This is a genomic window from Streptomyces sp. NPDC060028, assembly GCF_042736725.1.
Taxonomy (GTDB): Bacteria; Actinomycetota; Actinomycetes; order Streptomycetales; family Streptomycetaceae; genus Streptomyces.
The window spans coordinates 210024-233615 of sequence record NZ_JBHWVJ010000002.1 but is presented as its reverse complement, the minus strand read 5'-3'; the positions used below and the strand labels follow the sequence as shown (position 1 = coordinate 233615).

At 72.3% G+C, this 23592-nt stretch carries 22 protein-coding genes, 1 tRNA gene and 1 riboswitch; of the genes, 17 read left to right on the top strand and 6 right to left on the bottom strand.

Annotated features, from left to right (window positions below; translation table 11 throughout):
• Positions 1-246 precede the first annotated feature (246 nt).
• Positions 247-454, top strand: a riboswitch (cyclic di-AMP (ydaO/yuaA leader).
• Between the two features lie 4 nt (positions 455-458).
• The 8 genes from ACFWBF_RS02180 (at position 459) to ACFWBF_RS02145 (ending at position 8003) form a co-directional block, all read left to right on the top strand.
• The gene (locus tag ACFWBF_RS02180) at positions 459-1481 is read left to right on the top strand and encodes a peptidoglycan DD-metalloendopeptidase family protein (RefSeq protein WP_385593743.1); all 1023 of its coding nucleotides are present in this window, start codon (positions 459-461) and stop codon (positions 1479-1481) included.
• Positions 1482-1643: 162 nt separating this feature from the next.
• Positions 1644-2426 (top strand): SGNH/GDSL hydrolase family protein, encoded by a 783-nt coding sequence (locus ACFWBF_RS02175; RefSeq protein ID WP_385593740.1) that lies wholly within the window; start codon positions 1644-1646, stop codon positions 2424-2426.
• A 233-nt stretch (positions 2427-2659) separates the two neighbouring features.
• Positions 2660-3865: an MBL fold metallo-hydrolase gene (locus ACFWBF_RS02170; RefSeq protein WP_385593775.1), complete on the top strand. Its 1206-nt coding sequence runs from the start codon at positions 2660-2662 to the stop codon at positions 3863-3865.
• Between the two features lie 309 nt (positions 3866-4174).
• The gene (locus ACFWBF_RS02165; protein WP_385593737.1) at positions 4175-5965 is read left to right on the top strand and encodes an ATP-binding protein; all 1791 of its coding nucleotides are present in this window, start codon (positions 4175-4177) and stop codon (positions 5963-5965) included.
• Between the two features lie 35 nt (positions 5966-6000).
• Positions 6001-6432 carry a roadblock/LC7 domain-containing protein gene (locus tag ACFWBF_RS02160; RefSeq protein ID WP_385593772.1) on the top strand — a complete coding sequence of 144 codons (432 nt, stop codon included), beginning with the start codon at positions 6001-6003 and terminating at the stop codon, positions 6430-6432.
• A complete protein-coding gene (locus ACFWBF_RS02155) occupies positions 6429-6863 on the top strand; it encodes a DUF742 domain-containing protein (RefSeq protein WP_385593734.1) in 435 nt (144 codons plus the stop codon). Before ACFWBF_RS02160 ends, ACFWBF_RS02155 begins: the two co-directional genes overlap by 4 nt.
• A complete protein-coding gene (locus tag ACFWBF_RS02150) occupies positions 6841-7422 on the top strand; it encodes an ATP/GTP-binding protein (protein WP_385593731.1) in 582 nt (193 codons plus the stop codon). The genes ACFWBF_RS02155 and ACFWBF_RS02150 overlap by 23 nt, the downstream gene beginning before the upstream one ends.
• 35 nt (positions 7423-7457) lie before the next feature.
• The gene (locus ACFWBF_RS02145; protein WP_385593729.1) at positions 7458-8003 is read left to right on the top strand and encodes a GAF domain-containing protein; all 546 of its coding nucleotides are present in this window, start codon (positions 7458-7460) and stop codon (positions 8001-8003) included.
• 56 nt (positions 8004-8059) lie between these two features.
• Here the strand turns inward: ACFWBF_RS02145 and ACFWBF_RS02140 are convergent, their stop codons facing one another.
• Positions 8060-8959 carry a transketolase family protein gene (locus ACFWBF_RS02140; RefSeq protein ID WP_385593726.1) on the bottom strand — a complete coding sequence of 300 codons (900 nt, stop codon included), beginning with the start codon at positions 8957-8959 and terminating at the stop codon, positions 8060-8062.
• A gap of 14 nt (positions 8960-8973) precedes the next feature.
• Entirely contained in the window at positions 8974-9675 is a 702-nt protein-coding gene (locus ACFWBF_RS02135) for a transketolase (RefSeq protein ID WP_385593723.1), read from the bottom strand.
• Positions 9676-9803: 128 nt separating this feature from the next.
• On the opposite strand from ACFWBF_RS02135, the gene ACFWBF_RS02130 reads away from it, so the two are divergent.
• Positions 9804-9880, top strand: a tRNA-Pro gene (locus ACFWBF_RS02130).
• Positions 9881-10042: 162 nt separating this feature from the next.
• Positions 10043-11488 (top strand): glyceraldehyde-3-phosphate dehydrogenase, encoded by a 1446-nt coding sequence (locus ACFWBF_RS02125; RefSeq protein WP_385224680.1) that lies wholly within the window; start codon positions 10043-10045, stop codon positions 11486-11488.
• A 75-nt stretch (positions 11489-11563) separates the two neighbouring features.
• Here the strand turns inward: ACFWBF_RS02125 and ACFWBF_RS02120 are convergent, their stop codons facing one another.
• Together ACFWBF_RS02120 and ACFWBF_RS02115 are read right to left on the bottom strand one after the other, a co-directional pair.
• Positions 11564-12610, bottom strand: coding sequence for an NUDIX domain-containing protein (locus ACFWBF_RS02120; RefSeq protein ID WP_385593720.1), 1047 nt, complete (start codon positions 12608-12610; stop codon positions 11564-11566).
• Positions 12611-12669: 59 nt separating this feature from the next.
• Entirely contained in the window at positions 12670-13299 is a 630-nt protein-coding gene (locus tag ACFWBF_RS02115) for a LysE/ArgO family amino acid transporter (protein WP_385593718.1), read from the bottom strand.
• Between the two features lie 68 nt (positions 13300-13367).
• Between ACFWBF_RS02115 and ACFWBF_RS02110 the strand changes: the two genes are divergently transcribed.
• The 7 genes from ACFWBF_RS02110 to ACFWBF_RS02080 all read left to right on the top strand — a co-directional run bounded on the left by ACFWBF_RS02110 (position 13368) and on the right by ACFWBF_RS02080 (position 20713).
• Positions 13368-14270: a LysR family transcriptional regulator ArgP gene (locus tag ACFWBF_RS02110; protein WP_385593715.1), complete on the top strand. Its 903-nt coding sequence runs from the start codon at positions 13368-13370 to the stop codon at positions 14268-14270.
• 34 nt (positions 14271-14304) lie between these two features.
• Complete coding sequence (locus tag ACFWBF_RS02105; RefSeq protein WP_385593712.1) at positions 14305-14697, top strand: molybdopterin-binding protein; 393 nt, start codon at positions 14305-14307, stop codon at positions 14695-14697.
• A gap of 79 nt (positions 14698-14776) precedes the next feature.
• Positions 14777-15859, top strand: a complete 1083-nt coding sequence (gene corA, locus ACFWBF_RS02100; protein WP_385593709.1) for a magnesium/cobalt transporter CorA — start codon at positions 14777-14779, stop codon at positions 15857-15859.
• A 126-nt stretch (positions 15860-15985) separates the two neighbouring features.
• Positions 15986-16834: a chitosanase gene (locus ACFWBF_RS02095; protein ID WP_385593706.1), complete on the top strand. Its 849-nt coding sequence runs from the start codon at positions 15986-15988 to the stop codon at positions 16832-16834.
• 395 nt (positions 16835-17229) lie between these two features.
• Positions 17230-17583, top strand: coding sequence for a DUF805 domain-containing protein (locus ACFWBF_RS02090; protein ID WP_385593703.1), 354 nt, complete (start codon positions 17230-17232; stop codon positions 17581-17583).
• A 214-nt stretch (positions 17584-17797) separates the two neighbouring features.
• Positions 17798-20017, top strand: coding sequence for an NADP-dependent isocitrate dehydrogenase (locus ACFWBF_RS02085; RefSeq protein WP_385593701.1), 2220 nt, complete (start codon positions 17798-17800; stop codon positions 20015-20017).
• Positions 20018-20179: 162 nt separating this feature from the next.
• Complete coding sequence (locus tag ACFWBF_RS02080) at positions 20180-20713, top strand: GNAT family N-acetyltransferase (protein WP_385593698.1); 534 nt, start codon at positions 20180-20182, stop codon at positions 20711-20713.
• A gap of 3 nt (positions 20714-20716) precedes the next feature.
• Here the strand turns inward: ACFWBF_RS02080 and ACFWBF_RS02075 are convergent, their stop codons facing one another.
• A complete protein-coding gene (locus ACFWBF_RS02075) occupies positions 20717-21268 on the bottom strand; it encodes a hypothetical protein (RefSeq protein WP_385593695.1) in 552 nt (183 codons plus the stop codon).
• Positions 21269-21346: 78 nt separating this feature from the next.
• Positions 21347-23584: a germacradienol/geosmin synthase gene (locus ACFWBF_RS02070; protein ID WP_385593692.1), complete on the bottom strand. Its 2238-nt coding sequence runs from the start codon at positions 23582-23584 to the stop codon at positions 21347-21349.
• Between the last annotated feature and the right edge of the window lie 8 nt (positions 23585-23592).

Sequence of the window (23592 nt, the reverse complement as noted above, 5' to 3'; positions counted from 1 at the left end):
AATTACACTACTTGGCGACAACTTGCCATGAGTGGAAGCGAGATCGGGCACGTCCCCGTGAGCCAGATCATACGGTGACCGTGAGTGCCTGATCGTCAAAGGTGAATTTCCCTGCCGGGGCGGCTTTTGCCGCCGCTGAATGGACACAGGGTGACCGGAATTCCGTCGGTCCCACACCCTTGATATTCCGTCAGGAAATTCACGGCTTGTTAGGTGTGGCACAACTCGATTACCTTCGCGATCGATCCGGATGGACCGCCGAATCCTGCCGCCGTCCGGAAACCGCACCCGACTATTCACGCGCGCGGCAGGAGCGGGGGAACCAGGTAAGCCGCTGTTCCGGATCTTTGTACCGGGACGGCTCGGGGTGAAGCCGTACATGTGCTGTTCATGTACGGCCGGACATCTCCAGTCCGAACCCGACAGCTCACCTCGCAGGCGACGGAGAGGAATTCGCCATGCCTGCAAAGGGTAAGCACCGCCGTCCCAAGTCCCCCTCGATATCCCGCGGTTTCGCCATGGCCGGTACCGGCGGCGCGGCCCTCGCGCTCCCGCTGCTCGGAGCCGCCGGCGCCCACGCGGCCCCCGCCGCCGCCCCGGCGACGGCCCCCGTCCGGGCCGCTCAGGTCCCCGCGGCGCTGCGGGCCGCTCCCGTCGCCCAGGTGCGGACGGCCGCGCCGGCCGTGTACACGGTCGTCCCGGGTGACTACCTCTCCAAGATCGCCGAGCAGCGCCACCTCGGCGGCGGCTGGCAGCAGCTCTACGCCGCCAACCGCGCGGCCGTCGGAGCCGACCCCTCGCTGATCCACCCCGGGCTGAAGCTGAAGCTCGGCGCCGAGGGCGACGCCGCGCACACCGCCGAGTCCGCCCCGACCCGGACTCAGGCCCCCGCCGAGCAGTCCTCTGCCGATTCCTCCGCCGATCCCTCCGCCGACGAGGACCCGGCCGACTCCGCGGAGGCGGCCTCGGACGAGAGCGCCGCCGGCGAAGGGTCCTCGGACGAGGGCGCCGCCCCCGAGGCCGAGGCCCCGGCCGCACCCGCCGCCCCGGCCGAGCAGCAGCAGGCCGCGCCCTCCTCCGGTTTCGTCGCCCCCGTCGGCGGCGGCGTCTCCACCGCGTACAAGACCGCCGGCGCCATGTGGTCCAGCGGCTACCACACCGGTGTCGACTTCATCGCGAGCAGCGGCACCACCGTCAAGGCGGTCGGCGCGGGCACCGTCGTCTCCGCGGGCTGGGGCGGCGCGTACGGCAACGAGGTCGTCATCCGGCACGCCGACGGCAAGTACTCCCAGTACGGCCACCTCTCCCAGCTGTCGGTCTCGGTCGGCCAGAGCGTCACCGCGGGGCAGCGCATCGGCCTCTCCGGCGCCACCGGCAACGTGACCGGCCCGCACCTCCACTTCGAGATCCGCACCGGCCCGTCCTACGGCTCCGACATCGACCCGCTGGCCTACCTCCGCTCCAAGGGCGTCGGCATCTGACGGTCCCCCAGACGGATGCCAGACCCGCGTGAGGCCGGGGCCCGAGGAGGGTCCCGGCCTCACGCGCTGTTATTCCTCACCTGCCGGGTGGTATAAATCACGGTCCGTCAACCCCTGCCTACGATGGCGTAGGTCACGTGACGGGGTGAAGGATGTGGTCCCGTGGCAGCGACGACGACACTCAAGACCATCGGCTCGTACGCGGCGATCGGGGACAGCTTCACCGAGGGCGTGGGGGACCCGGGACCCGGGGAAACGTTTCTCGGCTGGGCGGACCGGCTGGCCGTACTCCTGGCCGATCAACGCGAAGAACACGATTTGCGGTACGCGAACCTGGCCGTCCGCGGGCGGCTCCTCGACCAGATCGTGGCGGAGCAGGTCCCGCGGGCCAAGGAGCTCGCGCCCGACCTGGTGACCTTCTGCGCGGGCGGCAACGACATCATCCGTCCCGGCAGCGACCCGGACGACGTGGCCGAACGGTTCGAGGCGGCCGTCGCCGACCTCACCGGGGCCGTCGGCCAGGTCATGATCACCACCGGCTTCGACACCCGGGGCGTGCCGGTCCTCAAGCACCTGCGCGGCAAGGTCGCGACGTACAGCGCGCACGTGCGCGCGATCGCCGACCGGTACGACTGCCCGGTGCTCGACCTCTGGTCCCTGAAGTCCGTACAGGACCGGCGGGCCTGGGACGACGACCGGCTGCACCTCTCGCCCGAGGGGCACACCCGGGTCGCGCTGCGCGCCGCCCAGGTGCTGGGCCTGGAGGTGCCGGCCGACCCGGACCAGCCGTGGCCGCCGCAGCTGCCGCGCGGCTCGGTGGACGTGACCCGGGACAACATCCAGTGGGCCCGCGAGTACCTGGTGCCGTGGATCGGCCGCCGGCTGCGCGGGGAGTCCTCCGGGGACCACGTCGAGGCGAAGAGGCCGGACCTGCTGCCCCTGTAGCCGGACCTGCTGCTCGCGGACCTGCTGCTCCTGTAGCCGGACCCGCCGCTCCTGTAGCCGGGCCCGCTGCCGCCACAGAAGGGGTGGAGCGGCGCATGATGTCAGGGGCCGGGTCGGAATCCTTCGGGCCCGGTACGCGTTGGGATGGTCGTAAGCCGTCCGCCCATCCCGCCCCCACCCTCTCAGGAGGCGCCTTGACCGGCTCCCGTTCCTTGCGTCCACGGCTGCGTGCCATGCGGCCCGAAGCCTTCGGCGCGGACCCGTCCGGTGAGCGGCTGGAGCGGATCCTGCGCTCGCCGAACTTCGCCGACGGAGTCTTCCAGAACCCGGTCGGGGCCAGGACCAGGCCGTCCGGGTCGATGATGGAGTTCGCCAAGATCTACTTCCACAAGGAGCAGCGGCTCCGGCGCAACCCCGGCGCGCCCGTCCCCGTCTATCCGACCACCCTGGCCGAGCTGGCGAAGCCGCCGGCCAGCGGCTTGAGGCTGACCTGGATGGGGCACTCCAGCGTGCTCGCGGAGATCGACGGGCGGCGGGTGCTGTTCGACCCGGTGTGGGGCGAGCGCTGTTCCCCCTTCCCCTTCGCCGGACCCAAGCGGCTGCATCCGGTACCGGTGCCGCTGGCCGCGCTCGGCCCGGTCGACGTCGTGGTGATCTCGCACGACCACTACGACCACCTCGACCTCCCGACGATCAAGGAACTGGCCGGCACGGACACGGTCTTCGCCGTCCCGCTGGGCGTCGGCGCGCACCTGGAGCGCTGGGGAGTCCCGGCCGACCGGCTGCGCGAGCTCGACTGGAACGAGAGCACCAAGATCGCCGGGCTCTCGCTGACGGCGACCCCGGCCCGGCACTTCTGCGGCCGCGGGCTGCGCAACCAGCAGTTCACCCTGTGGGCCTCCTGGGTCGTCGCGGGCGACGCGCACCGGATCTACCACAGCGGGGACACCGGCTACTTCCCCGGCTTCGAGCAGATCGGCGCCGAGCACGGCCCCTTCGACGCCACAATGATCCAGATCGGCGCCTACTCCGAGTACTGGCCCGACATCCACATGACCCCCGAAGAGGGGATGCGCGCCCACCTCGACCTCCAGGGCGGTACCCCGCACGGCACGATGCTGCCGATCCACTGGGGCACCTTCAACCTGGCCCCGCATCCGTGGGACGAGCCCGGCGAGGGCACGGTGGCCGCGGCCGAGGGCGCCGGCGCGGCCATCGCCCTGCCGGTGCCGGGCCAGCCCTTCGAGCCGGGAGCCGCCGACGCCCCGCGCGAGCCCTGGTGGCGTCCCTTCGTCGCCGTCGCACCGGCCGCGGCGCCGGTGGTGGCGCCGGGTGCCTCCTCGCCGGTGGCCGCCGCTCCGGCGGCGTCCCCGTCAGCGGCCGCGCTGCCGTCGGGGCCCCCGGTCGGGCGCGAGGAGTCGGAGGCCGTCGGGTCGTAGACCCCCGGGCCGCGGGCGGGGCCCCGGGGCCGGCGCGATCCGTGGGGCCGGCGTGGCCGCCGGGGGTACCGGGGCCCGCGCGGCACAGGTGTGCGGGCCGGACGGCGCGCGCCCCCGGGTCACCAGGGCGTACACGCTCCCGGCGCATTCGGCCGCCCGTACGAGCGCTCCATCGGGAGCGGGAAGCACCCCGGCGAAGTTCCCCAACTGGCCGTCCGGGGCGGCAGCGCGCGGTCTAGCGTGGGTATCCGGTGATCAACACCGGGCCCGGAACGCTGAGGGGTCCGGCCCCACTGACCGAGGACGCCGATGTCCGGACTCCGCGCCGCCCGCCACGCCCCGTCGAGACACGCCGTCACCGGTCCCGGCCGGCAGATACGGCCCCAGCTGGTACGCGCCGCCGTGCTGCCCACGCTCGCCGCCGGGCTGAGCGGGGCCGCCGCGGTCATCTTCACGCTCCAGCTCGGCGGCGGAACGGGCGCCCGCGACGACCGGCTGTGGCCGGTGCTCACCGGCTGCGCCCTGCTCGTCATCGGCGCGCTGGCGGCCGCCCTCCTCGGGGCCCAGCGCGCGGCCAAGAGCGTCCGCGACCGCTGCGAGGCACTGCGCCGCTCCAGCGTCCGCGGCCGCCAGGAGCTGCGTACCGCCGCCGAGCGGCTGGAACGGGGCGAGGCCCCGGGCCGCCCGGTGCGCGGCGGGCCCACCGGCCCGCCGCCCGGCACCGACCCGGCGGGCGTGGACGAGTTCTGGCTGCTCGCGCAGGAGCTGCGCGGTGCCCGCGAGCAGGCCCACGCCACGCTGGTCCGGCTGGGCGGGCCGGTCACCCCGTCCGACAGTGACCGCAAGGTCGAGGTCTTCGTCAATCTGGCCCGCCGGCTGCAGTCCCTCGTACACCGCGAGATCTCGCTGCTGGACGACCTGGAGGACACGGTCGAGGACCCGGACCTGCTCAAGGAGCTCTTCCACGTCGACCACCTCGCCACCCGCATCCGCCGCCACGCCGAGAACCTCGCCGTGCTCGGCGGCGCCGCCTCCCGGCGCCAGTGGACGCGGCCCATCGACCTGAGCGAGGTACTGCGCTCCTCCGTCGCCGAAGTCGAGCAGTACACCCGGGTCAAGGTGGTGCCCCCGGCCGGCGGCAGCGTCCGCGGGCACGCCGTCGCCGACGTGGTGCACCTGCTGGCCGAACTCGTCGAGAACGCCACGGTGTTCTCCGCCCCCGACACCGATGTGGTGGTGCGCGCCGAGCGGGTCACCGCCGGCATCGCGGTCGAGGTGGAGGACCGGGGACTCGGAATGCCGCCCGAGGAACAGCACCGGATGAACGCCCTGCTCGGCGATCCCGACCAGATCAACGTCCGTCACCTGCTGGCGGACGGGCGGATCGGCCTGTTCGTCGTCTCGGCGCTCGCGCGGCGCCACGGGGTCGCCGTCGAGCTGAAGTCCAACATCTACGGCGGCGTGCTCGCCGTGCTGGTCCTGCCACAGGAGCTGCTGGGTGCGGAGGCACCGAGCGCCGCCGATGCGCTGGGGGGCACCCGGGCCACCTCGTGGGGGAGCGCCGAGCCGGCCGACGGGGCCGGGGCGGGGATCGCCGCCCTGCCGCCCCTGGAGCCCGTGCGCGTCGGGCCGCCCTGGCCCGAGCGGTCCGGGATGCCGTCCGGGATGCCGGCGGCGGTGCCGGCGGCGGTGCCGGCCTGGGCCGTCGAGGCGCCGGGCACGGTTGCCCGCGGCGCACCGGCGCCCGAGGCGGAGCCGACGGCCGTGCCCCGATACGTGCCCGAGTGCGTGCCCGATCCCGAGCTCGTGGCCGGCGGCGTGCCCCAAGCCGTGCCCGAGCCGGTGCCCGAGCCGGTGGCGGTGGCCGTGGCGGAGCCCGCCGGCACCGTCGCGGGGCCGCTGCAGGTGCCGGCGGCGCGGGTGGGCGAGGACCGGCCGGCGCTGCCCAAACGGCGGGCCCAGCAGCACCTCGTACCCCAACTGCGGGACGCCCCCGCCCCCCGGCGGGCCGAAGACGGCGTACAGCCCGTGCACGACCCAGGCCTGATGGCCGCCTTCCAGCGGGGCTTCGGCCTCGCCCAGTCGGAGCAGCAGGCATGACCCGGACCCCGATCAGCATCAAGGAGCACACCCCCATGAGCGGCGAAGTGGCGACCAAGACCGGCCGGCTCTCGGATCTCGACTGGCTGCTCGGCGGCCTCGTGCAGCGGGTGCCGTACACGCGCAGCGCGGTGCTGCTGACCGCCGACGGGCTCGTCACCTGCGTGCACGGGATGGATGCCGACAGCGCCGACCACATGGCCGCCCTGGCCTCCGGGCTGTACTCGCTTGGGCGCAGCGCCGGCTCCCGGTTCGGGGACGGCTCCGAGGTCCGGCAGGTGGTGGTCGAGCTCGACACGGCGCTGGTCTTCGTGTCGGCGGCCGGATCGGGGACCTGCCTCGCGGTGCTCGCCGACCGGGAGGCCGACGCGGGCGTGCTCGGTTACGAGATGGCGATGCTGGTCAAGAGCGTACGGCCGTACCTTGCCGCCCCGCCGCGGCGGCCCGTGGCCGACCCGGAGCGATGAGGGTCCGGGCCAGGGGGGCAGGGGCATCGGGGGCGCCGCGTGACACACCGTGGCTGGACGATTCGGCGGGCCGCGTGATGCGCCCGTACACCGCGAGCGGCGGGCGGACCCGGCCGGCGGTCGCGCTCGACCTGCTGTCCCTGGTGACGGCGACCGGCGTACGCCCGCGCGCACCGCTCGGCACGGAACACACCCTCGCACTACGGCTGTGCGCGGGCGCGGCGGCCGTCTCGGTCGCCGAGGTGGCCGGACAACTACGGCTCCCGGCGGGGGTGGTGAAGGTGCTGCTGTCCGACCTGATGGAACACGGGGCCGTGACGGCGCAGGCGCCGCGGTTCCCCTTCCCCGGGGGCATCGGCGGCCCGGCCTTCGCGGCCGACGACCAGTCCCTGCTGCGGGCGGTGCTCGATGGCTTGCGCAAGCGACTGTGAAGGCCCCGCCTCCGAGCTCCCCGCGACCCTGAAGATCCTGGTCGCGGGCGGGTTCGGGGCGGGCAAGACCACCTTTGTGGGCTCGGTGAGCGAGATCGAGCCGCTGAGCACGGAGGAGCTGCTGAGCGGGCTGAGCGAGGCCGCCGACCCGCTCGACGGGGTCGAGGCGAAGAGGGCGACGACGGTCGCGCTGGACTTCGGGCGGATCACCCTGGACGCCCGCCACGTCCTGTACCTCTTCGGCACGCCCGGGCAGCAGCGCTTCTGGTTCCTGTGGGAGGAGCTGTGCGCGGGCGCGCTCGGGGCGGTGGTGCTCGCCGACACGCGCCGCCTCGCCGACTGCTTCCCCGCCGTGGACTTCTTCGAGCGGCGCGGGATCGGCTTCATCGTCGCCGTCAACGAGTTCGACGGCGGCCACCGCTACGGGGCCGAGGAGGTCCGCGAGGCGGTGGGGCTCGGACCGGAGGTGCCCGTCGTACGGTGCGACGCGCGGCTGACGAGCTCCGGGACGGGGGCGCTCGCCACCCTCGTCCACCATCTGCTGGCCACGGCGAAGTAGTTGAAGCGTAGAAGCAACGGGATGTGGGGGAAGCCATGACGTACTACGAATCGACCGGCCACCTGCTGCTCACACCGGTGGACCGGGAGGCACCGGCGCGCGCCGTCCGGCTGCGCGAACTGGACCTTGGGGAGCGGGCGGACGCGGAGCTCGACGCCTTCGCGCGGCGGGTGGCGGACACCCTGGCCGCGCCGTACGCGGGGGTCAACTTCATGGGCGAGGAACGGCAGTTCTTCGCCGGCATGCACCACTCGCCCGACGCCCCGGCGAGCGGCTACCCGGCGCGGGTGCTGGCCCGGGACCACGGGTACTGCCCGTACGTCGTGGTGCGGCGCCGGGCGCTGGTCCTGGAGGACGTACGGGACTTCGCGCGCTTCGCGGGCAACGCGGTCGTGGACGAGAGCGGGGTGCGCTCGTACGTGGGCGCACCGCTGACGGACCGGCGCGGGATCGTCCTCGGCACGGTGTGCGCGGTGGACACGGTGCCGCGGCGCTGGGGGACTGAGGGCCTGACGACGGTGAAGGCTCTGGCGGCGGACCTGGTGGCACTGCTCCACGAGCGGGAGGACCGGCGCGGCTGAAGGGCGGCGCGGGGCGGGCGGCGGCACGGGTGCGGATGCCGTGCCGCCGGCGCCGGCTAGCCCAGGAAGGCGGTCATGCGGGTGCGCAGGGAGGCGGGGTCCAGGCCGTGGGCGGCCTCGTGTTCCTCGAGCGTGCCGTAGCGCCGCAGTTCGGCGCGGCCGACGCCGAGCCCGAGGACACGGTGCGGGATGTCGCGGAGGGCGTGCGCCGCCGGGGCCGCGGAGGTGCCGGCGAGGTAGGGCTCGACCAGGACCACGTCGGCGGCGGCGCGGCCGACGGCCGCGCGCAGCGCCGCGTCGTCGAAGGGCCGCACCGTGGGGGCGTACAGGACCGTCACGTCCAGACCCTCGGCCGCCGCCAGCACGTTGTCCAGCAGCGGCCCGACCGCCAGGACCACGCCCGCGCGGCCCTCCCGTACGGTCTGGAAGCCCAGGTCGGCCGCCATCGGGCGGGGCTCGGCGTTCGACTGCTCGGAGAGCCGGACGTACACCTTGTCGTCGTCCGCCGCGTACGCGTGGCGCAGCAGCGCCTCGGCCTCGTCCGGGTGCCCGGGGACGTGCACGGTCCAGCCGTCGAGGGTGTCCATCAGGGCCACGTCGCCCGGCGCCATGTGCGTGAACCCGCCGGCCGGCCAGTCATGGCTGGCGCCCGCGCTGACCAGGACGCCTCCCGTGCCCTGGTGGCCGAAGTCCAGCTTGACCTGTTCGAAGGGCCGCTCCACGAGGAAGCTGGCGAAGGTGTGCACGACGGGCCGCAGCCCGGTCAGGGCCAGCCCGCCGCCGACCCCGATCAGGAGCTGCTCCCGGATCCCGACATTGATCACCCGGTCCGGGTGGCGCTGCCGGGCGGGCCGGAACGCGTCCATGGTGATCTCGGCGAGCACGAGTGCCAGCCGGGGGTCCTCGTCGAGCACTCGCGACGTGACCGAGACGAACCGTTCGCGCATGGTGTCCATGACTCCCCCTCTTCCTACTGCTTCTTCTCGACGCGGGCGACGACGGCGTGCGGCCGGCCCGGATGCGCCGCGGTGTAGGCGGCGTGCAGCGCCGCGTGGTCGCGCCCGTCCACGGTGACCGCCGACCATCCGGCCGCCTCGAACCAGGAGGCGATCCCCCCGCGCCACCCGTGCGTGGCCGAGTCGTTGTCGATCACGATCGTGTGCAGCCGCTCCAGCCCCGCCGAGCCGGCGTACGCGATGGCCTCGTGGTTGCTGCCCTCGTCCAGCTCGGCGTCGCCGATCAGCACCCAGACCGCGGGGTCGTCCAGCCCCTGGGCGCGCAGCCCGAGCGCGCTGCCGACGGCGAGCGGGAGGCCGTGCCCGAGCGAGCCGCTGCCGATCTCCACGCCGGGGATCAGGGTGCGGTCGGGGTGGTGCCCGAGGGGGGAGTCGTACGAGCCGAAGCCGCTCAGCCATGCGACGGGGAAGAAGCCCTTGGCGGCGAGCACGGCGTAGTACGCCATCGGCCCGTGCCCCTTGGAGAGCAGGAACCGGTCCCGCCCCGCGTCCTCGGCGGTGGCGGGCCCGACGCGCAGCACCCGGTCGTAGAGCACCCACAGCGCGTCGAGCGTGGAGGTGGCGGCGGGGCCGTGCTTCTCGGCCCCGGTCATGAGCGCGATGAGGCGGCCCAGATCCTCGTGGCGGAACCCGGTGTCCGCTGTTGCCTGTGTCATGCACAGATCGTGCAACCTCAAGTGCGATCGAGGTCAAGCGCCTTCAAAAGGTGCGCGCGACCACCCCGTGAAGTGCGGTATTGTTCTCCTGCGCGTTCAACCAGGGGAAACCCCAGGTCAACGGGCATCGGGACGTGGCGCAGCTTGGTAGCGCACTTGACTGGGGGTCAAGGGGTCGCAGGTTCAAATCCTGTCGTCCCGACCATGCTTTATGCAGGTCGGAGGCCGTCTTCTCAGAGATGAGAAGGCGGCCTTTTTCGTGTTTCCCGGCGCATCCCCCTCACCACATCCCGCCAGGGGGCCGCTTGAGTGGCCAGAGCGGCGTCGGGTTAGCATATGAGCGCCGCCTAGCTCGAAAGATAAACCTGTGACTGTCAACGAGGACTCGTTCACCAACTGGAAAAACCGCGAGGAGATCGCGGAGTCGATGATCCCGATCATCGGGAAGATGCACCGGGAGCGGGACGTCACCATCCTGCTCCACAGCCGCTCCTTGGTGAACAAGTCGGTGGTCAGCATCCTCAAGACCCACCGATTCGCCCGGCAGATCGACGGCGAGGAGCTCTCGGTCACCGAGACCCTGCCGTTCCTGCAGGCTCTCACCGCGCTCGATCTCGGCCCTTCCCAGATCGACATCGGCATGCTCGCCGCGACGTACAAGAGCGATGACCGCGGTCTGTCCGTGGAGCAGTTCACCGCCCAGGCCGTCTCCGGCGCCACGGGCGAGAACAAGATCGAGCGCGCCGACGGCCGCGACGTCGTCCTCTACGGCTTCGGCCGCATCGGCCGCCTCGTCGCCCGCCTGCTGATCGAGAAGGCCGGCTCCGGCAACGGCCTGCGCCTGCGCGCCATCGTCGTCCGCCAGGGCGGCGACCAGGACATCGTCAAGCGCGCCTCGCTGCTGCGCCGCGACTCCATCCACGGTCAGTTCCAGGGCACCATCACCGTGGACGAGGCGACCAACACGATCGTCGCCAACGGCAACACCATCAAGGTGATCTACGCGAACGACCCGTCCGAGGTCGACTACACGGCGTACGGCATCAAGGACGCCATCCTCATCGACAACACGGGCAAGTGGCGCGACCGCGAGGGCCTCTCCAAGCACCTGCGCCCCGGCATCGACAAGGTCGTCCTGACCGCCCCGGGCAAGGGCGACGTCCCGAACATCGTGCACGGCGTCAACCACGACACGATCAAGCCCGACGAGCAGATCCTGTCCTGCGCCTCCTGCACCACCAACGCGATCGTCCCGCCGCTGAAGGCCATGGACGACGAGTACGGCGTGCTGCGCGGCCACGTGGAGACCGTCCACTCGTTCACCAACGACCAGAACCTGCTGGACAACTACCACAAGGCCGACCGTCGCGGCCGCTCCGCGCCGCTCAACATGGTCATCACCGAGACCGGCGCCGCCTCGGCCGTCGCCAAGGCGCTGCCCGACCTCAAGGCGCCGATCACCGGCAGCTCGATCCGCGTCCCCGTCCCGGACGTCTCGATCGCCATCCTGAGCCTGCGCCTGGGCCGCGAGACCACCCGCGAGGAAGTCCTCGACTACCTGCGCGACGTCTCGCTGCACTCGCCGCTCAAGCGTCAGATCGACTTCACCACCGCCCCCGACGCCGTCTCCATGGACTTCGTCGGCTCGCGCCACTCCTCGATCGTCGACGCGGGCGCCACCAAGGTCGACGGCGACAACGCGATCCTCTACCTCTGGTACGACAACGAGTTCGGCTACTCGTGCCAGGTCATCCGCGTGGTCCAGCACGTGTCCGGGGTGGAGTACCCGACCTACCCGGTGCCGGCGGTCTGATCCCCGTACTCGGCAGGTGAAGGCCGTTCTCCCCGCCGGGGGAGGACGGCCTTTCCGGTGTGGGCGGGGACGGTTTCAGGGCCCCGGGACCAGGCGGCCCGCGTGCAGTTCGAGCGGGCCCGCGCCGGTGGCGCGGGCGGTGAGGCAGGCCTTGATCTGGCGGCGCAGGGCCCCTTTGGTGAGGCCGGCGAGGTCGGCCGGGGGTACGGCCCGCCACTGCAGGAGCTCCGGGGCGGGCAGGCGGATCCGGGCCAGGGCGCCCGCGTCGAGGGTGCCGCCGTCGTAGAGGAAGCGGATCCGCGCCGGACGGCCGGGCCGGTGGGACCAGTTGACGGCGAGCAAGCGGCCCGGCGCGCGGTCGAGGCCCAGCTCCTCCAGGACCTCCCGGCGGGCGGCGGCGCGCGGCGTCTCGCCGAGGTCGCTGTCGATGCCGCCGCCCGGCAGGTGCCAGCGGGCGGGGTTCCCGTACCCGGGCTGGACCAGCAGGACCGAGCCCGCCGCGTCGGTGAAGACCACGCTCGCGGCGGTGAGGGCCTTGGGGCGGGCCGCCCGGTGGTCCGCGGAGCCGTAGGCGCCCGCGTGCTCCAGGACCGCGCGCCGCTCCGGGGCGAGGCCGGCGGGGGAGCCCGGCTGGGGGACGCCGTCGACCAGGTGGGCGAGGGAGCCGGAGTACAGGGCGGCCAGGCCGGCGCGCAGCCGGGGCGCGATCCGGGCGGGCAGGGCCTCGCAGGCTTCGTCCGGGGTGAGCCAGCGGGCGTCCGCGACCTCGCCGTCCGCGAAGGAGATCGCGGCGGCCTGCCCGGGAGTGAGGGGGCCGACCAGGTGCACGTGGGCGATGAGGGAGCGGCCCAGGGCGCCCGGCGGCCGGGAGTCCACGGCGAGCAGCCGGCCGACCGGCACGCTCAGGTCCAGTTCCTCCTTGAGCTCCCGTGCCAGACCCTCTTCCGGGGTCTCGGTGTCGTCGACCGTGCCGCCCGGCAGCTCCAGGTCGTCCTTGTACGAGGGGGTCAGTACGAGGACCCGTCCGCGGGAGTCCAGGACGATCCCGGTGGCGGCGACGAGCGGGGCCGGCCGGGCGGCGTAGTAGGCGCGCACCTCGTCCGGGGCGGGGCGGTCGGGCACGTGCGGCTCCTGGGAGTAGTGCGGGGCACGGGGCATCCGTACCCCGCACGCGGCGGGCTTCACGCCCGTACGAGGAGCAGCCCGCCCATCGTGACCATGGTCGCCGCCACGAAGCCGTCGAGCACCCGCCAGGCCGAAGGACGGGAGAGCACCCCGCTGAGCAGGCGGGCGCCGTAGCCCAGGGAGCCGAACCAGGTCAGGCTGGCCAGCCCGGCCCCGATGCCGAAGGCCCAGCGCAGGTCGCCCCGGTCGGCGGCGAGCGAGCCGAGCAGCAGCACGGTGTCGAGGTATACGTGCGGGTTGAGCCAGGTCATGGCCAGGCAGGTGAGCACGGCCCGGCGGGCGGACCCGGCCGGAGTCCCGGCGGCGCCCGCGGTGAGGGCGGCGCCGGGCTCGGGCCGCAGCACCCGGCGGGCGGCCAGGACTCCGTAGCAGATCAGGAACCCGCCGCCGAGGAGGCCGACCAGGGTCAGGGCGGGCGGCCAGGCCGTGACGAAGGCGCCGACCCCGGCCACGCCGAGGGCGATGAGCAGGGCGTCGGAGAGGGCGCAGATGGCGACCACGGCGAGTACCGAGTGGCGGCGGGCCCCCTGGCGCAGCACGAACGCGTTCTGCGCGCCGATGGCGACGATGAGGGAGAGTCCGGTTCCGAAGCCGGCGAGGCCCGCCGTGATGATGCCGTGTGTCATGTCTCGACCGTATGGAGCGGCGCGTCAGCAGTACAGCTAAAGATTTTTACGTAGCATTAGCTCTTGTGATGGATGAGCTGCCGCTGGACCAGGTCCGGACCCTGCTGGCCGTGGTCGACGAGGGCACCTTCGACGCGGCCGCCGCCGCCCTGCACGTGACGCCGTCCGCGGTCAGCCAGCGGGTCAAGGCCCTGGAGCAGCGGACCGGGCGGGTGCTGCTGATGCGCACGAAGCCGGTGCGGGCGACCGAGTCCGGGGAGGTCGTCATCAGGTTCGCGCGGCAGCTGGCCCGGCTGGAGCGCGACGCGCGGGACGAGCTGGGCATGGCGGCCGGGCTGGGGCCGGTGCGGCTGCCGATGGCGGTGAACGCGGACTCGCTGGCCACCTGGTTCCTGCCCGCGCTGACCCGGGTGCCGCAGGACCCGCCGATCTGCTTCGAACTGCACCGCGAGGACGAGGGGCATACGACGGCCCTGCTGCGGGAGGGCCAGGTGATGGCCGCGGTGACCTCCCAGCCCGAGCCGGTGGCCGGGTGCACGGTACGGCCGCTGGGGCGGGCGCGCTACCTGCCCGTGGCGAACCCGGACTTCGCGGCCCGCCACCTCGCGGGGCCGGTGGAGCGGGACCTGCGCCAGGCGCCGGCGATCGTCTTCGACCGGCGGGACCTCCTCCAGGACGTGTTCGTACGCTCGCTGACGGGGGATCCGGGCGCCACGGCCTCGGCGGTGCGCCACCAGGTGCCCACGTCGGAGGGGTTCTGTGACGCGGTGGTCGCCGGACTGGGCTGGGGCCTGGTGCCGGAATCGCAGGCCGGGCCGCTGGTGCGCTCGGGGGCGCTGGCGGTCATCGTGCCGGGGCGGCCGCTGGACGTACCGCTGTACTGGCAGCAGTGGAAGCTGGATTCGCCGACGCTGGTGGCGGTGGCGGCGGTGATCGCGGAAGCGGCGGCCGGGGCGCTCCGCCGGCCGTAGCCGCCCGGCCAGAGCGCAGCACTAGGCTGCGGCCATGGAGTCCTACACGATCGGCCAGGCGGCGCGGCTGCTCGGCGTCAGCGTTGACACGGCCCGGCGGTGGGCCGATGCCGAGCGGTTCCCGACCCGCCGCGAGGGCACGCGCCGGATGGTGGACGGGCCGGACCTGGCCGCCTTCTGCGTCACTGCCGCGCAGGAGAGCGGCGACGGCGAGGAGGCCCCGTACACCTCGGCGCGCAACGCCTTCCCCGGGATCGTGACCGCCGTGAAGCTCGCAACGGTGGACGCCCAGGTCGAGATCCAGGCCGGGCCGCACCGCATCGTGTCGCTGCTGACCCGCGAGGCCGTGGAGGAGCTCGGCCTGGAGGTGGGGGCGCGGGCGACCGCCCGGGTGAAGTCGACCAGCGTCTTCATCGACCGGGCCTGAGCCGAGGGCCGCGGCGGCGTGCTCGCGCGGCGGTGGCAGACTGGCCGCTGATCCGCCGAAGGGGAGTACGCCGTTGTCCATGTTCAGCAACCTGCGCCGGGCCGTTCGCCGCGGCTACCGGCAGGCCGTCGACCTCAGTCACCCGGCGCGCTCCCCGCTCGGCAGCGCCGTGGTCAACTGCGTGGTCTACCGGGACGGCGTGCGCCAGGACGGCTGCTCGCAGGCCGAGGAGGCGTTGCGCCGGGTCCGCAAAACGGGCGACGGGTTCGTTTGGATCGGCCTGCACGAGCCCTCGCAGGCGGAGCTCGCCACACTCGCCGAGCTGTTCGGTCTGCACCGCCTCGCCGTCGAGGACGCCGTGCACGCCCACCAGCGGCCCAAGATCGAGCGGTACGACGACACCCTCTTCTCCGTCTTCAAGACCGTGCGCTACGTCGAGCACGAGGAGCTGACCGCGACCAGCGAGGTGGTGGAGACCGGCGAGCTGATGGCCTTCGCCGGGGACGACTTCGTCATCACCATCCGGCACGGCGGCCGCGGCACGCTCGGCCCGGTCCGCGAGGCCCTGGAGGCAGATCCGGAGCAGCTGGCGAAGGGGCCGGCCGCTGTACTGCACGCCATCGCGGACCATGTCGTCGACGACTACGTGGCCGTCACGGACGCGGTGCAGAACGACATAGACGCCGTGGAGACCATGGTGTTCAGCGAGCACGGCGGCCGCGGCGACGCCGGCCGGATCTACCAGCTCAAGCGCGAACTGCTGGAGCTGCGCCGGGCGGTCGCCCCGCTCGGCCGTCCGCTCCAGCAGCTGGCCACGCAGCCGATACCGGTCATCCCGCCGGAGATCCGCGCGTACTTCCGCGACGTGGCCGACCATCTCACGCGCGCCACCGAGCAGATCAGCGCCTACGACGGCCTGCTCGACTCCATCCTCCAGGCGCACCTGGCGCAGGTGACCGTCGCGCAGAACGAGGACATGCGCAAGATCACGGCCTGGGCGGCCATCGTCGCCGTGCCGACGATGGTCTGCGGGGTCTACGGCATGAACTTCGACAACATGCCGGAACTGCACTGGACGTACGGATACCCGCTCGTCCTCGGGGTCATGGCGATCGCCTGTTTCGTCATTCACCGGGGCTTCCGCCGCAACGGCTGGCTCTGACAAAGGAGTTGACGCATCGGGAGGCCGGAATCACAGCGGCCCCCCGGGTCTTGAGATGGCGCGAGGGCTGGTAGTAAAGTTTCCTAACGAAGCACCCCCAGCCTCAACTCCCCCCATGGAGGCCTTGTGTTCACCCCCCATCGCAAGCGTCTGGCGGTCAGCGCCGTCCTCGGCGCCGCGCTCCTCGCCGTGCCGGTCGCCGCCCACGCCACCGCGGCCCCCGAGGTCGCGCCGGCGGCCGCCGCGCAGGCACCGGCGACAGCCGCCGTCGGCCTGGACGATCCGGCGAAGAAGGACATCGCCATGCAGATCGTCTCCAGCGCGGAGAACTCCTCGCTCGACTGGAAGGCCCAGTACAAGTACATAGAGGACATAGGCGACGGGCGCGGCTACACCGCCGGCATCATCGGCTTCTGTTCCGGCACCGGGGACATGCTCGACCTCGTCGAGTACTACACGCAGGTCAAGCCCGGCAACATCCTGGCCAAGTACCTGCCCGCCCTGCGCAAGGTCGACGGCTCGGACTCGCACTCCGGCCTCGGCTCGGCCTTCACCAAGGACTGGGCGAAGGCCGCCCAGGACGCGGACTTCCGCAAGGCCCAGGACCACGAGCGCGACCGGGTCTACTTCAACCCCGCCGTCCAGCAGGGCAAGTCCGACGGGGTCGGGGTGCTCGGCCAGTTCGCCTACTACGATGCCATCGTCATGCACGGCGACGGCACCGACTCCACCAGCTTCCGCGGCATCCGCAAGCGGGCGCTGTCCAAGGCCAAGCCCCCGTCCCAGGGCGGCAACGAGACCACCTGGCTGAACGCCTTCCTCGACGCCCGCGTCTGGGCGATGAAGCAGGAGGAGGCGCACAGCGACACCAGCCGCGTCGACACGGCGCAGCGGGTGTGGCTCAAGAAGGGCAACCTCAACCTCAACACCCCGCTGGACTGGAAGGTTTACGGGGACCCCTTCCACATCGGCTGACGGTTCTCCCGCGGCCCGGGGCGCCCCCCCATCCCGTCCCGGGCCGCGGGTCCCGCGGTGTCGCAGTGCGGTAACGATGTGGGAACCGATCGACCGGCTCCGATGGTTACGCGAACGCGTGTTCCGGTGACGCTACGGAGCCCCGGCGCCCCGTGGGCACTTTCACGCCCCTCGTAAGACTTCGGCCACCCCACTTTGGTCACCCTTCGTGAGCGTTCGGGCCCGGTGGGTTCCAACGGGGCCGCCACGCACGCGTTTTGGGTGCCGGAAGCAACGAAGATCGCGCCTCCAGAGCTCCTGTGAACTGGCTTGACCGCGTCATAAGCGGGGCATAAGTTCTGCCCCGGCTTGCTCCAGCAGGACGGGCCGAAGAACCGTCCTCTGGGGGGACAAGAATGAACTACTACACCGACGTTCTGAAGAAGTACGCCGACTTCTCCGGTCGTGCGCGCCGCCAGGAGTACTGGATGTACACCCTGTTCACGGTGGGCATCGTCATCGTCCTCGCGATCATCGACTTCTCGCTCGACACCTACCCGCTGTTCGTCGGCCTGTACGTCCTGGCCACGTTCCTGCCGAGCCTCGCGGTCACCGTCCGCCGGCTCCACGACATCGGCAAGTCCGGCTGGTGGTACTTCATCGGCGCGGTGCCGTTCATCGGCGGCATCTGGCTGCTGGTCCTGACGGCGACCGAGGGTCAGGCGCAGCCGAACGAGTACGGCCCGAGCCCGAAGGCCGTCCACGCCTGATCAGGCCCGCACGCCTGAGTGGTCCCCGTGCCTGAGCGCCGCCGCCGGCTGGAAACAGCCGGTGGCGGCGCTCTCGCCGTTTTCGGACACCGGAGGTGACGCGCGTCTCGCCGGGCTTGCGGCAGGGGGCTGTCCAGACCGGCCCGATCACGAGATATCTTGATGTCGAGCAATGTTGCAGACGAGAGACGCAGACTGTGGAGCGGAGCATCCGGTGACTGACTCGACCATCATCTACACGCACACTGACGAGGCCCCGGCCCTCGCGACGTATTCGTTCCTGCCTGTGATCCAGGCGTACGCGTCGACGGCCGGTGTGAATGTCGAGACCCGTGACATCTCCCTGGCAGGTCGGATCATCGCCAGCTTCCCCGAGCACCTCGAGGAGAGCCAGCGGATCGCCGACGCCCTCGCCGAGCTCGGCGAGCTGGCGAAGACCCCGGAAGCCAACATCATCAAGCTTCCGAACATCTCGGCCTCGATCCCGCAGCTCAAGGCCGCGGTCGCCGAGCTCCAGGCCCAGGGCTACGCGCTCCCGGACTACCCGGACGACCCGAAGACCGACGAGGAGCGCGAGGCCCGCGCCCGCTACGACAAGGTCAAGGGCAGCGCCGTCAACCCGGTCCTGCGCGAGGGCAACTCCGACCGCCGCGCCCCCGCCTCGGTCAAGAACTACGCCAAGGCTCACCCGCACCGCATGGGCGCCTGGACCTCCGAGTCGAAGACGAACGTCGCCACCATGGGCGCCAACGACTTCGCCTCCACCGAGAAGTCCGCCGTGATCGCCGAGGCCGGCACCCTGCGCATCGAGCACGTCGCCGCCGACGGCGCCACCACCGTCCTGCGCGAGTCCGTACCGGTACTCGCCGGTGAGGTCGTGGACGCGTCCGTGCTGCACGTCGACGCGCTGCGCACCTTCCTGAACGAGCAGATCGAGCGGGCCAAGGCCGAGGGCGTGCTGTTCTCCGTGCACCTCAAGGCCACGATGATGAAGGTCTCCGACCCGATCATCTTCGGCCACGTGGTCCGCGCCTTCTTCCCGAAGACCTTCGCCCGCCACGGCGAGACCCTGGCTGCCGCCGGCCTGTCCCCGAACGACGGCCTGGGCGCGATCCTGAAGGGCCTGGGCGCGCTGCCCGACGCCGACGCGATCAAGGCCTCCTTCGACGCCGAGCTCGCCGAGGGCCCGGCCCTCGCGATGGTCGACTCGGACAAGGGCATCACCAACCTGCACGTCCCGTCCGACGTCATCGTCGACGCCTCGATGCCGGCCATGATCCGCACCTCCGGCCACATGTGGGGCCCGGACGGCGCCGAGGCCGACACCCTCGCCGTCCTCCCGGACAGCAGCTACGCCGGTGTCTACCAGGTCGTCATCGACGACTGCCGCGCGCACGGCGCCTTCGACCCGGCCACCATGGGCTCGGTGCCGAACGTGGGCCTCATGGCCCAGAAGGCCGAGGAGTACGGCAGCCACGACAAGACCTTCGAGATCGCCGCCGCGGGCACCGTCCGCGTCGTCGACGCCGAGGGCAACACGGTCCTGGAGCAGGAGGTCGCCGCCGGTGACATCTTCCGCGCCTGCCAGACCAAGGACCTGCCGATCCAGGACTGGGTCAAGCTCGCCGTCACCCGCGCCCGCGCCACCGGCGTCCCGGCCGTCTTCTGGCTCGACGAGCACCGCGCCCACGACGCGCAGCTGATCACCAAGGTCAAGAAGTACCTCGCCGACCACGACACCGAGGGCCTGACCATCAAGGTCCTCTCCCCGGTCGAGGCCACCGCCTTCTCCCTGGAGCGCATCCGCCGCGGCGAGGACACCATCTCGGTGACCGGCAACGTGCTGCGCGACTACCTGACCGACCTCTTCCCGATCCTGGAGCTGGGCACCAGCGCCAAGATGCTGTCGGTCGTCCCGCTGATGAACGGCGGCGGCCTCTTCGAGACCGGCGCCGGCGGCTCCGCCCCGAAGCACGTGCAGCAGCTCGTCAAGGAGAACTACCTGCGCTGGGACTCGCTCGGCGAGTTCCTCGCGCTGGCCGTCTCCTTCGAGCACCTCGCCACCACCACGGGCAACGCCCGCGCCCAGGTCCTCGCGGACACCCTGGACCGCGCGACCGGCACCTTCCTCAACGAGGACAAGTCGCCGAGCCGCAAGCTCGGCGGCATCGACAACCGCGGCAGCCACTTCTACCTGGCCCTGTACTGGGCGCAGGAGCTGTCCCGCCAGACCGACGACCCGAAGCTGGCGGCCGCCTTCGACCCGCTGGCCAAGACGCTGGCCGAGTCCGAGCGGGCCATCGTCGACGAGCTGATCGCGGTGCAGGGCTCCCCGGTCGAGATCGGCGGCTACTACCAGCCCGACGCCGCCAAGGCGTCGGCGGTCATGCGGCCGTCCGCCACCCTCAACAAGGCGCTCGCGCTCCTCGGCTGAGGTCCGCGGCTCCTGTGAGCCGCTGCGTCACGCGCGTTCCGCCCCGGTCGGCAGCAGCCGACCGGGGCGGACCCGTGTCCGGAGCCGTACGCGGCCGCGGACGAGGACGCGACGGCGGAAACCCGGTTGTGGCCGGGCCCCGGCGGGGGCTATGAAGGCGGGATGATCCAGGGAGAGCTGACCGGGCTGCGCGCCCGGCACACCGATGACGTACCCGTGCTCCACGCGGCGCTGTACGAGGACGTCGCGACCCGCTCGCGGGCCGACACCCGGCCCTGGCGGCCGGTCGGTGCGAGCGGCGGCCACTCCCCGTTCGAGCCGTCCCCGCCGAGCGACGACGTCGCCGTCTTCTCCGTGGTGGACCTGGCCTCCGGCGAGCTCGCGGGCGAGGCCGTGCTCTGGTCCATCGACGTGCACAACCGCTCCGCCCACCTCGGCATATCGCTGCTCCCCGGCAGCCGGGGCCGCGGCCTCGGGGCGGAGGTCGTCCGGCTGCTGTGCCGCTACGGTTTCTCCGTGCGCGGGCTGCACCGCCTCCAGGTCGACACGCTCGCCGACAACGCCGCCATGATCCGCGCCGCGACCGGGGCCGGGTTCACCCTGGACGGGACGCTGCGCGGGGCGGCGTGGGTGTGCGGGGAGTTCCTGGACGAGGTGGTGCTGGGGCTGCTCGTACAGGACTGGCGGGACGCGTAGCCGTCAGAGCCGGTGCACCCGCCCCTGCCCGACGGCCAGCGGCTGCCGGCCGGCGGCCAGGATCCGCAGTCCGGGCGCCTCGGCCAGCAGGGTGCGGAGCCAGTCCAGCGCACCGGCCGTCAGGTGGTCGCAGTCGTCCAGTACGAGCAGCATGTCCCGCTCCGCGAGCCACGAGGCGGCGTTCGCCGTCCCGCAGGGCAGGAAGGGCATGCCCGGTACGCAGCCCAGGGCGGCCACCAGTTCGCGTACGCCGCCCTGCCGCTGGACGGTGACCACGGCCGCCCCGTCGTAGAAGTTGGACCAGAGCCGTTGCGCGACGTCCCGTACGAGCAGGCTCCGCGGCTCGCGAGACGGGCCGGTCACCGTCAGCACCCGGCTCCGGCGGACGGCGCTGAGCAGTAAGGACAGCTCGGTGAACGTGGTGGGCAGGACGTCGGCCGTGCCCGTTCTCGCGGCCCGTGCGCTCATGACGGTGGGCCGGGATTCCCTCATCGGCACGATGCCCCCCATTGCATGCGTGACCAGTTGCGGCCAGAGGGTTGGTTCAAGCCGCATGTCGACGATTATCCGCCACTTCCGGCGCAAGACCAGGGGAATGTCGTACTCCGCCGCACGGCCCGCGGCGCCCGGTGATCACCGCGGTCGGGCGGCCCAGGACGGCCTGTGCGCTGGCCTGGGCAGACCGGTCGGACCGGGCCGCCGTTGCGGGTTCGCCGCCGCCGTCCGGTGGGCGTGGTGGCGGCGCAGGTCCTCCTCCCGGTACCGCTTCGTGCGCCCGTGCCACTCCGCGATCGCGACCATCCACCGCCCCAGCGCCTCGGCGCCCCGGTCCAGGGCCGCGCGGGCCTCCCCGCTCAGCCCCTGGTCCTCGTACATGACCGGGAGTTCGTTGTCGCGCACGTGCTCGAACTGTTCCATCCGCGAGGTCATCAGGTCGTTCGTGATCCGCAGCGCCGCCGGGTAGTCGCAGTCGAAGAAGTTCCGCACGACGATCAGGAAGTTGTGCAGCTCGCCCTCGTACTCGGCCTCCTTCTGGTACGAGTACACGTCGTTCATCAGCGCCGAGTAGTCGAAGGCGGCCGCCTCCAGGGACCGCATGGCCGAACTGCGGTAGGCCTCCTGCGGCACCACGCCCCCGTGCCCCAGCCGGGACAGCGCGGTCGTCATCGGGGAGCCGAAGGTGATCCGGCGCATCTCCAGGTAGTCCACCGGGTCCGGCACCCGGTTCAGGAACTGGTTGTCCAGCTCCCAGTGCCAGCTCTCGAGCATCTCCTCCACGGCCGCCCTGAACGCCGCCCGGTCGCGCGGCGGCATCGGGCCGGCCGTGCGCCGCCACAGATCGGCGAGCCCCCGCTCCATGGCGTTGACGGGGGCCGGTGGAGCGGACAGGTCCAGCGGCATGCAGGCCTTCAGCCGAGCGGTCTGCGCCTTGGCGGCCGCGAGGTCGCGGGTGGCGCCGAACACCAGCGGATAGACGTCGTCGGCGTACGTGCCCCAGCTCAGCCAGCCGGCGTTGATGTCCAGGGCCTCGGGCGTGCACCGCGGGTCCATGCCCGCCGAGCACAGCGCGAAGTCGTAGCCCCGGCCCTTCTCCTCCCACCAGATGCCCTCGTCGAAGATGCCCATCGCCCGGTCCCACTCGATGAGCCGCTCGCGGGCGCCGTCCAGGTGCGGACTGAGCACGTTGCGGAACGGCAGGTAGAACTCCGGGATCACCGAAGGACCCACCGGGCCCGGGATGTTGGTGTGCCGCCGGGCCCGCTGCGCGCCGCCCGTCAGCCCGAGCAGCGCCTTGATGTTGGCGCCCGCGGTACCCAGCCCGCCGGGGGCGTCCGGCCATCCGGGCAGGCCCGCGTTCGTCCGGCCCGGGCGCTTGTTCATGTACCGGCTGGAGCGCATGTGCCACTCGTGGCCGCCGGACTGCCAGTCCTGCAGGCCGCGGGCGTAGGTGAGCACGGCCAGGGTTTCGGCCGGGCCGAGGGCCTGCTCCGCGAACAGCGCGGGCAGTTCGGTGAAGAAGGTGTTCTCGAACTGCTGGAGCCGCGAGGTCAGCATGTTGTTCAGCCGGTCGGCCGCCTCCTGGGTGGTGCAGTCGAAGAATTTCTCCAACACCAGGACGCCGTTGCTGAGTTCGCCCTCCCGCGCGGTCTCCCGTTCGTAACTGAACAGGTCGTTGCGCAAGTGCACCGCGTCGGCGAAGGAGTCGCGCAGGACGCGCAGCGCCCGCGAGCCGGACACGGCGGCCGGGACCTCCGCGCCCACCGCGTGCTCGACGAGCCCCGCCGACCAGGGGGCGCCGCCGACCTTGCGGCGCTGTTCCACGTACTCCATGGGGTTGGCGACCCGGCCGATGCTGATGTTGTCGAGCTCCCACAGCGATTCGTTCAGGAGGTCGCGGGTGCTGCGCGTGAAGCGCTCGATCCAGTCCGCCGAGTGGCCGGGCACCGTACGCCCCCACAGGTCGGCGAGCCCCGCCTCCACGGGGTTGGCCGGCCGCGGCGCCGGCGCGCCGGGACCGGAGGGCATGAACAGGGCCAGCCGGTCCAGTGCCTCCCGCCCGGCGGGCCGGTCCCCGGAGTGCTTGAAGCGCTCCAGGAACCAGTCGTCGAAGAAGAACACCCACACGTACCAGTCGGTGACGAGGGAGAGCATCGGCCCGTCGCACTCGGGGTGGGTGTAGGCGCACAGCAGCGCGTAGTCGTGCGCCTCCAGATCGGCGAGGTCCCAGACGCCCGAACCCTCCAGCATCCCCAGGTCCCGGGCCCACGCGCGGGTGTGGGTCCGGGCCTCCTCCAGGTGCGGGTTGAGGCGCGCGGGGTGCGGGAGGTAGAACTCGGGCAGCTCGAAAGGCTGTTCGTGCGTGCTGCTCATGCCTGGCC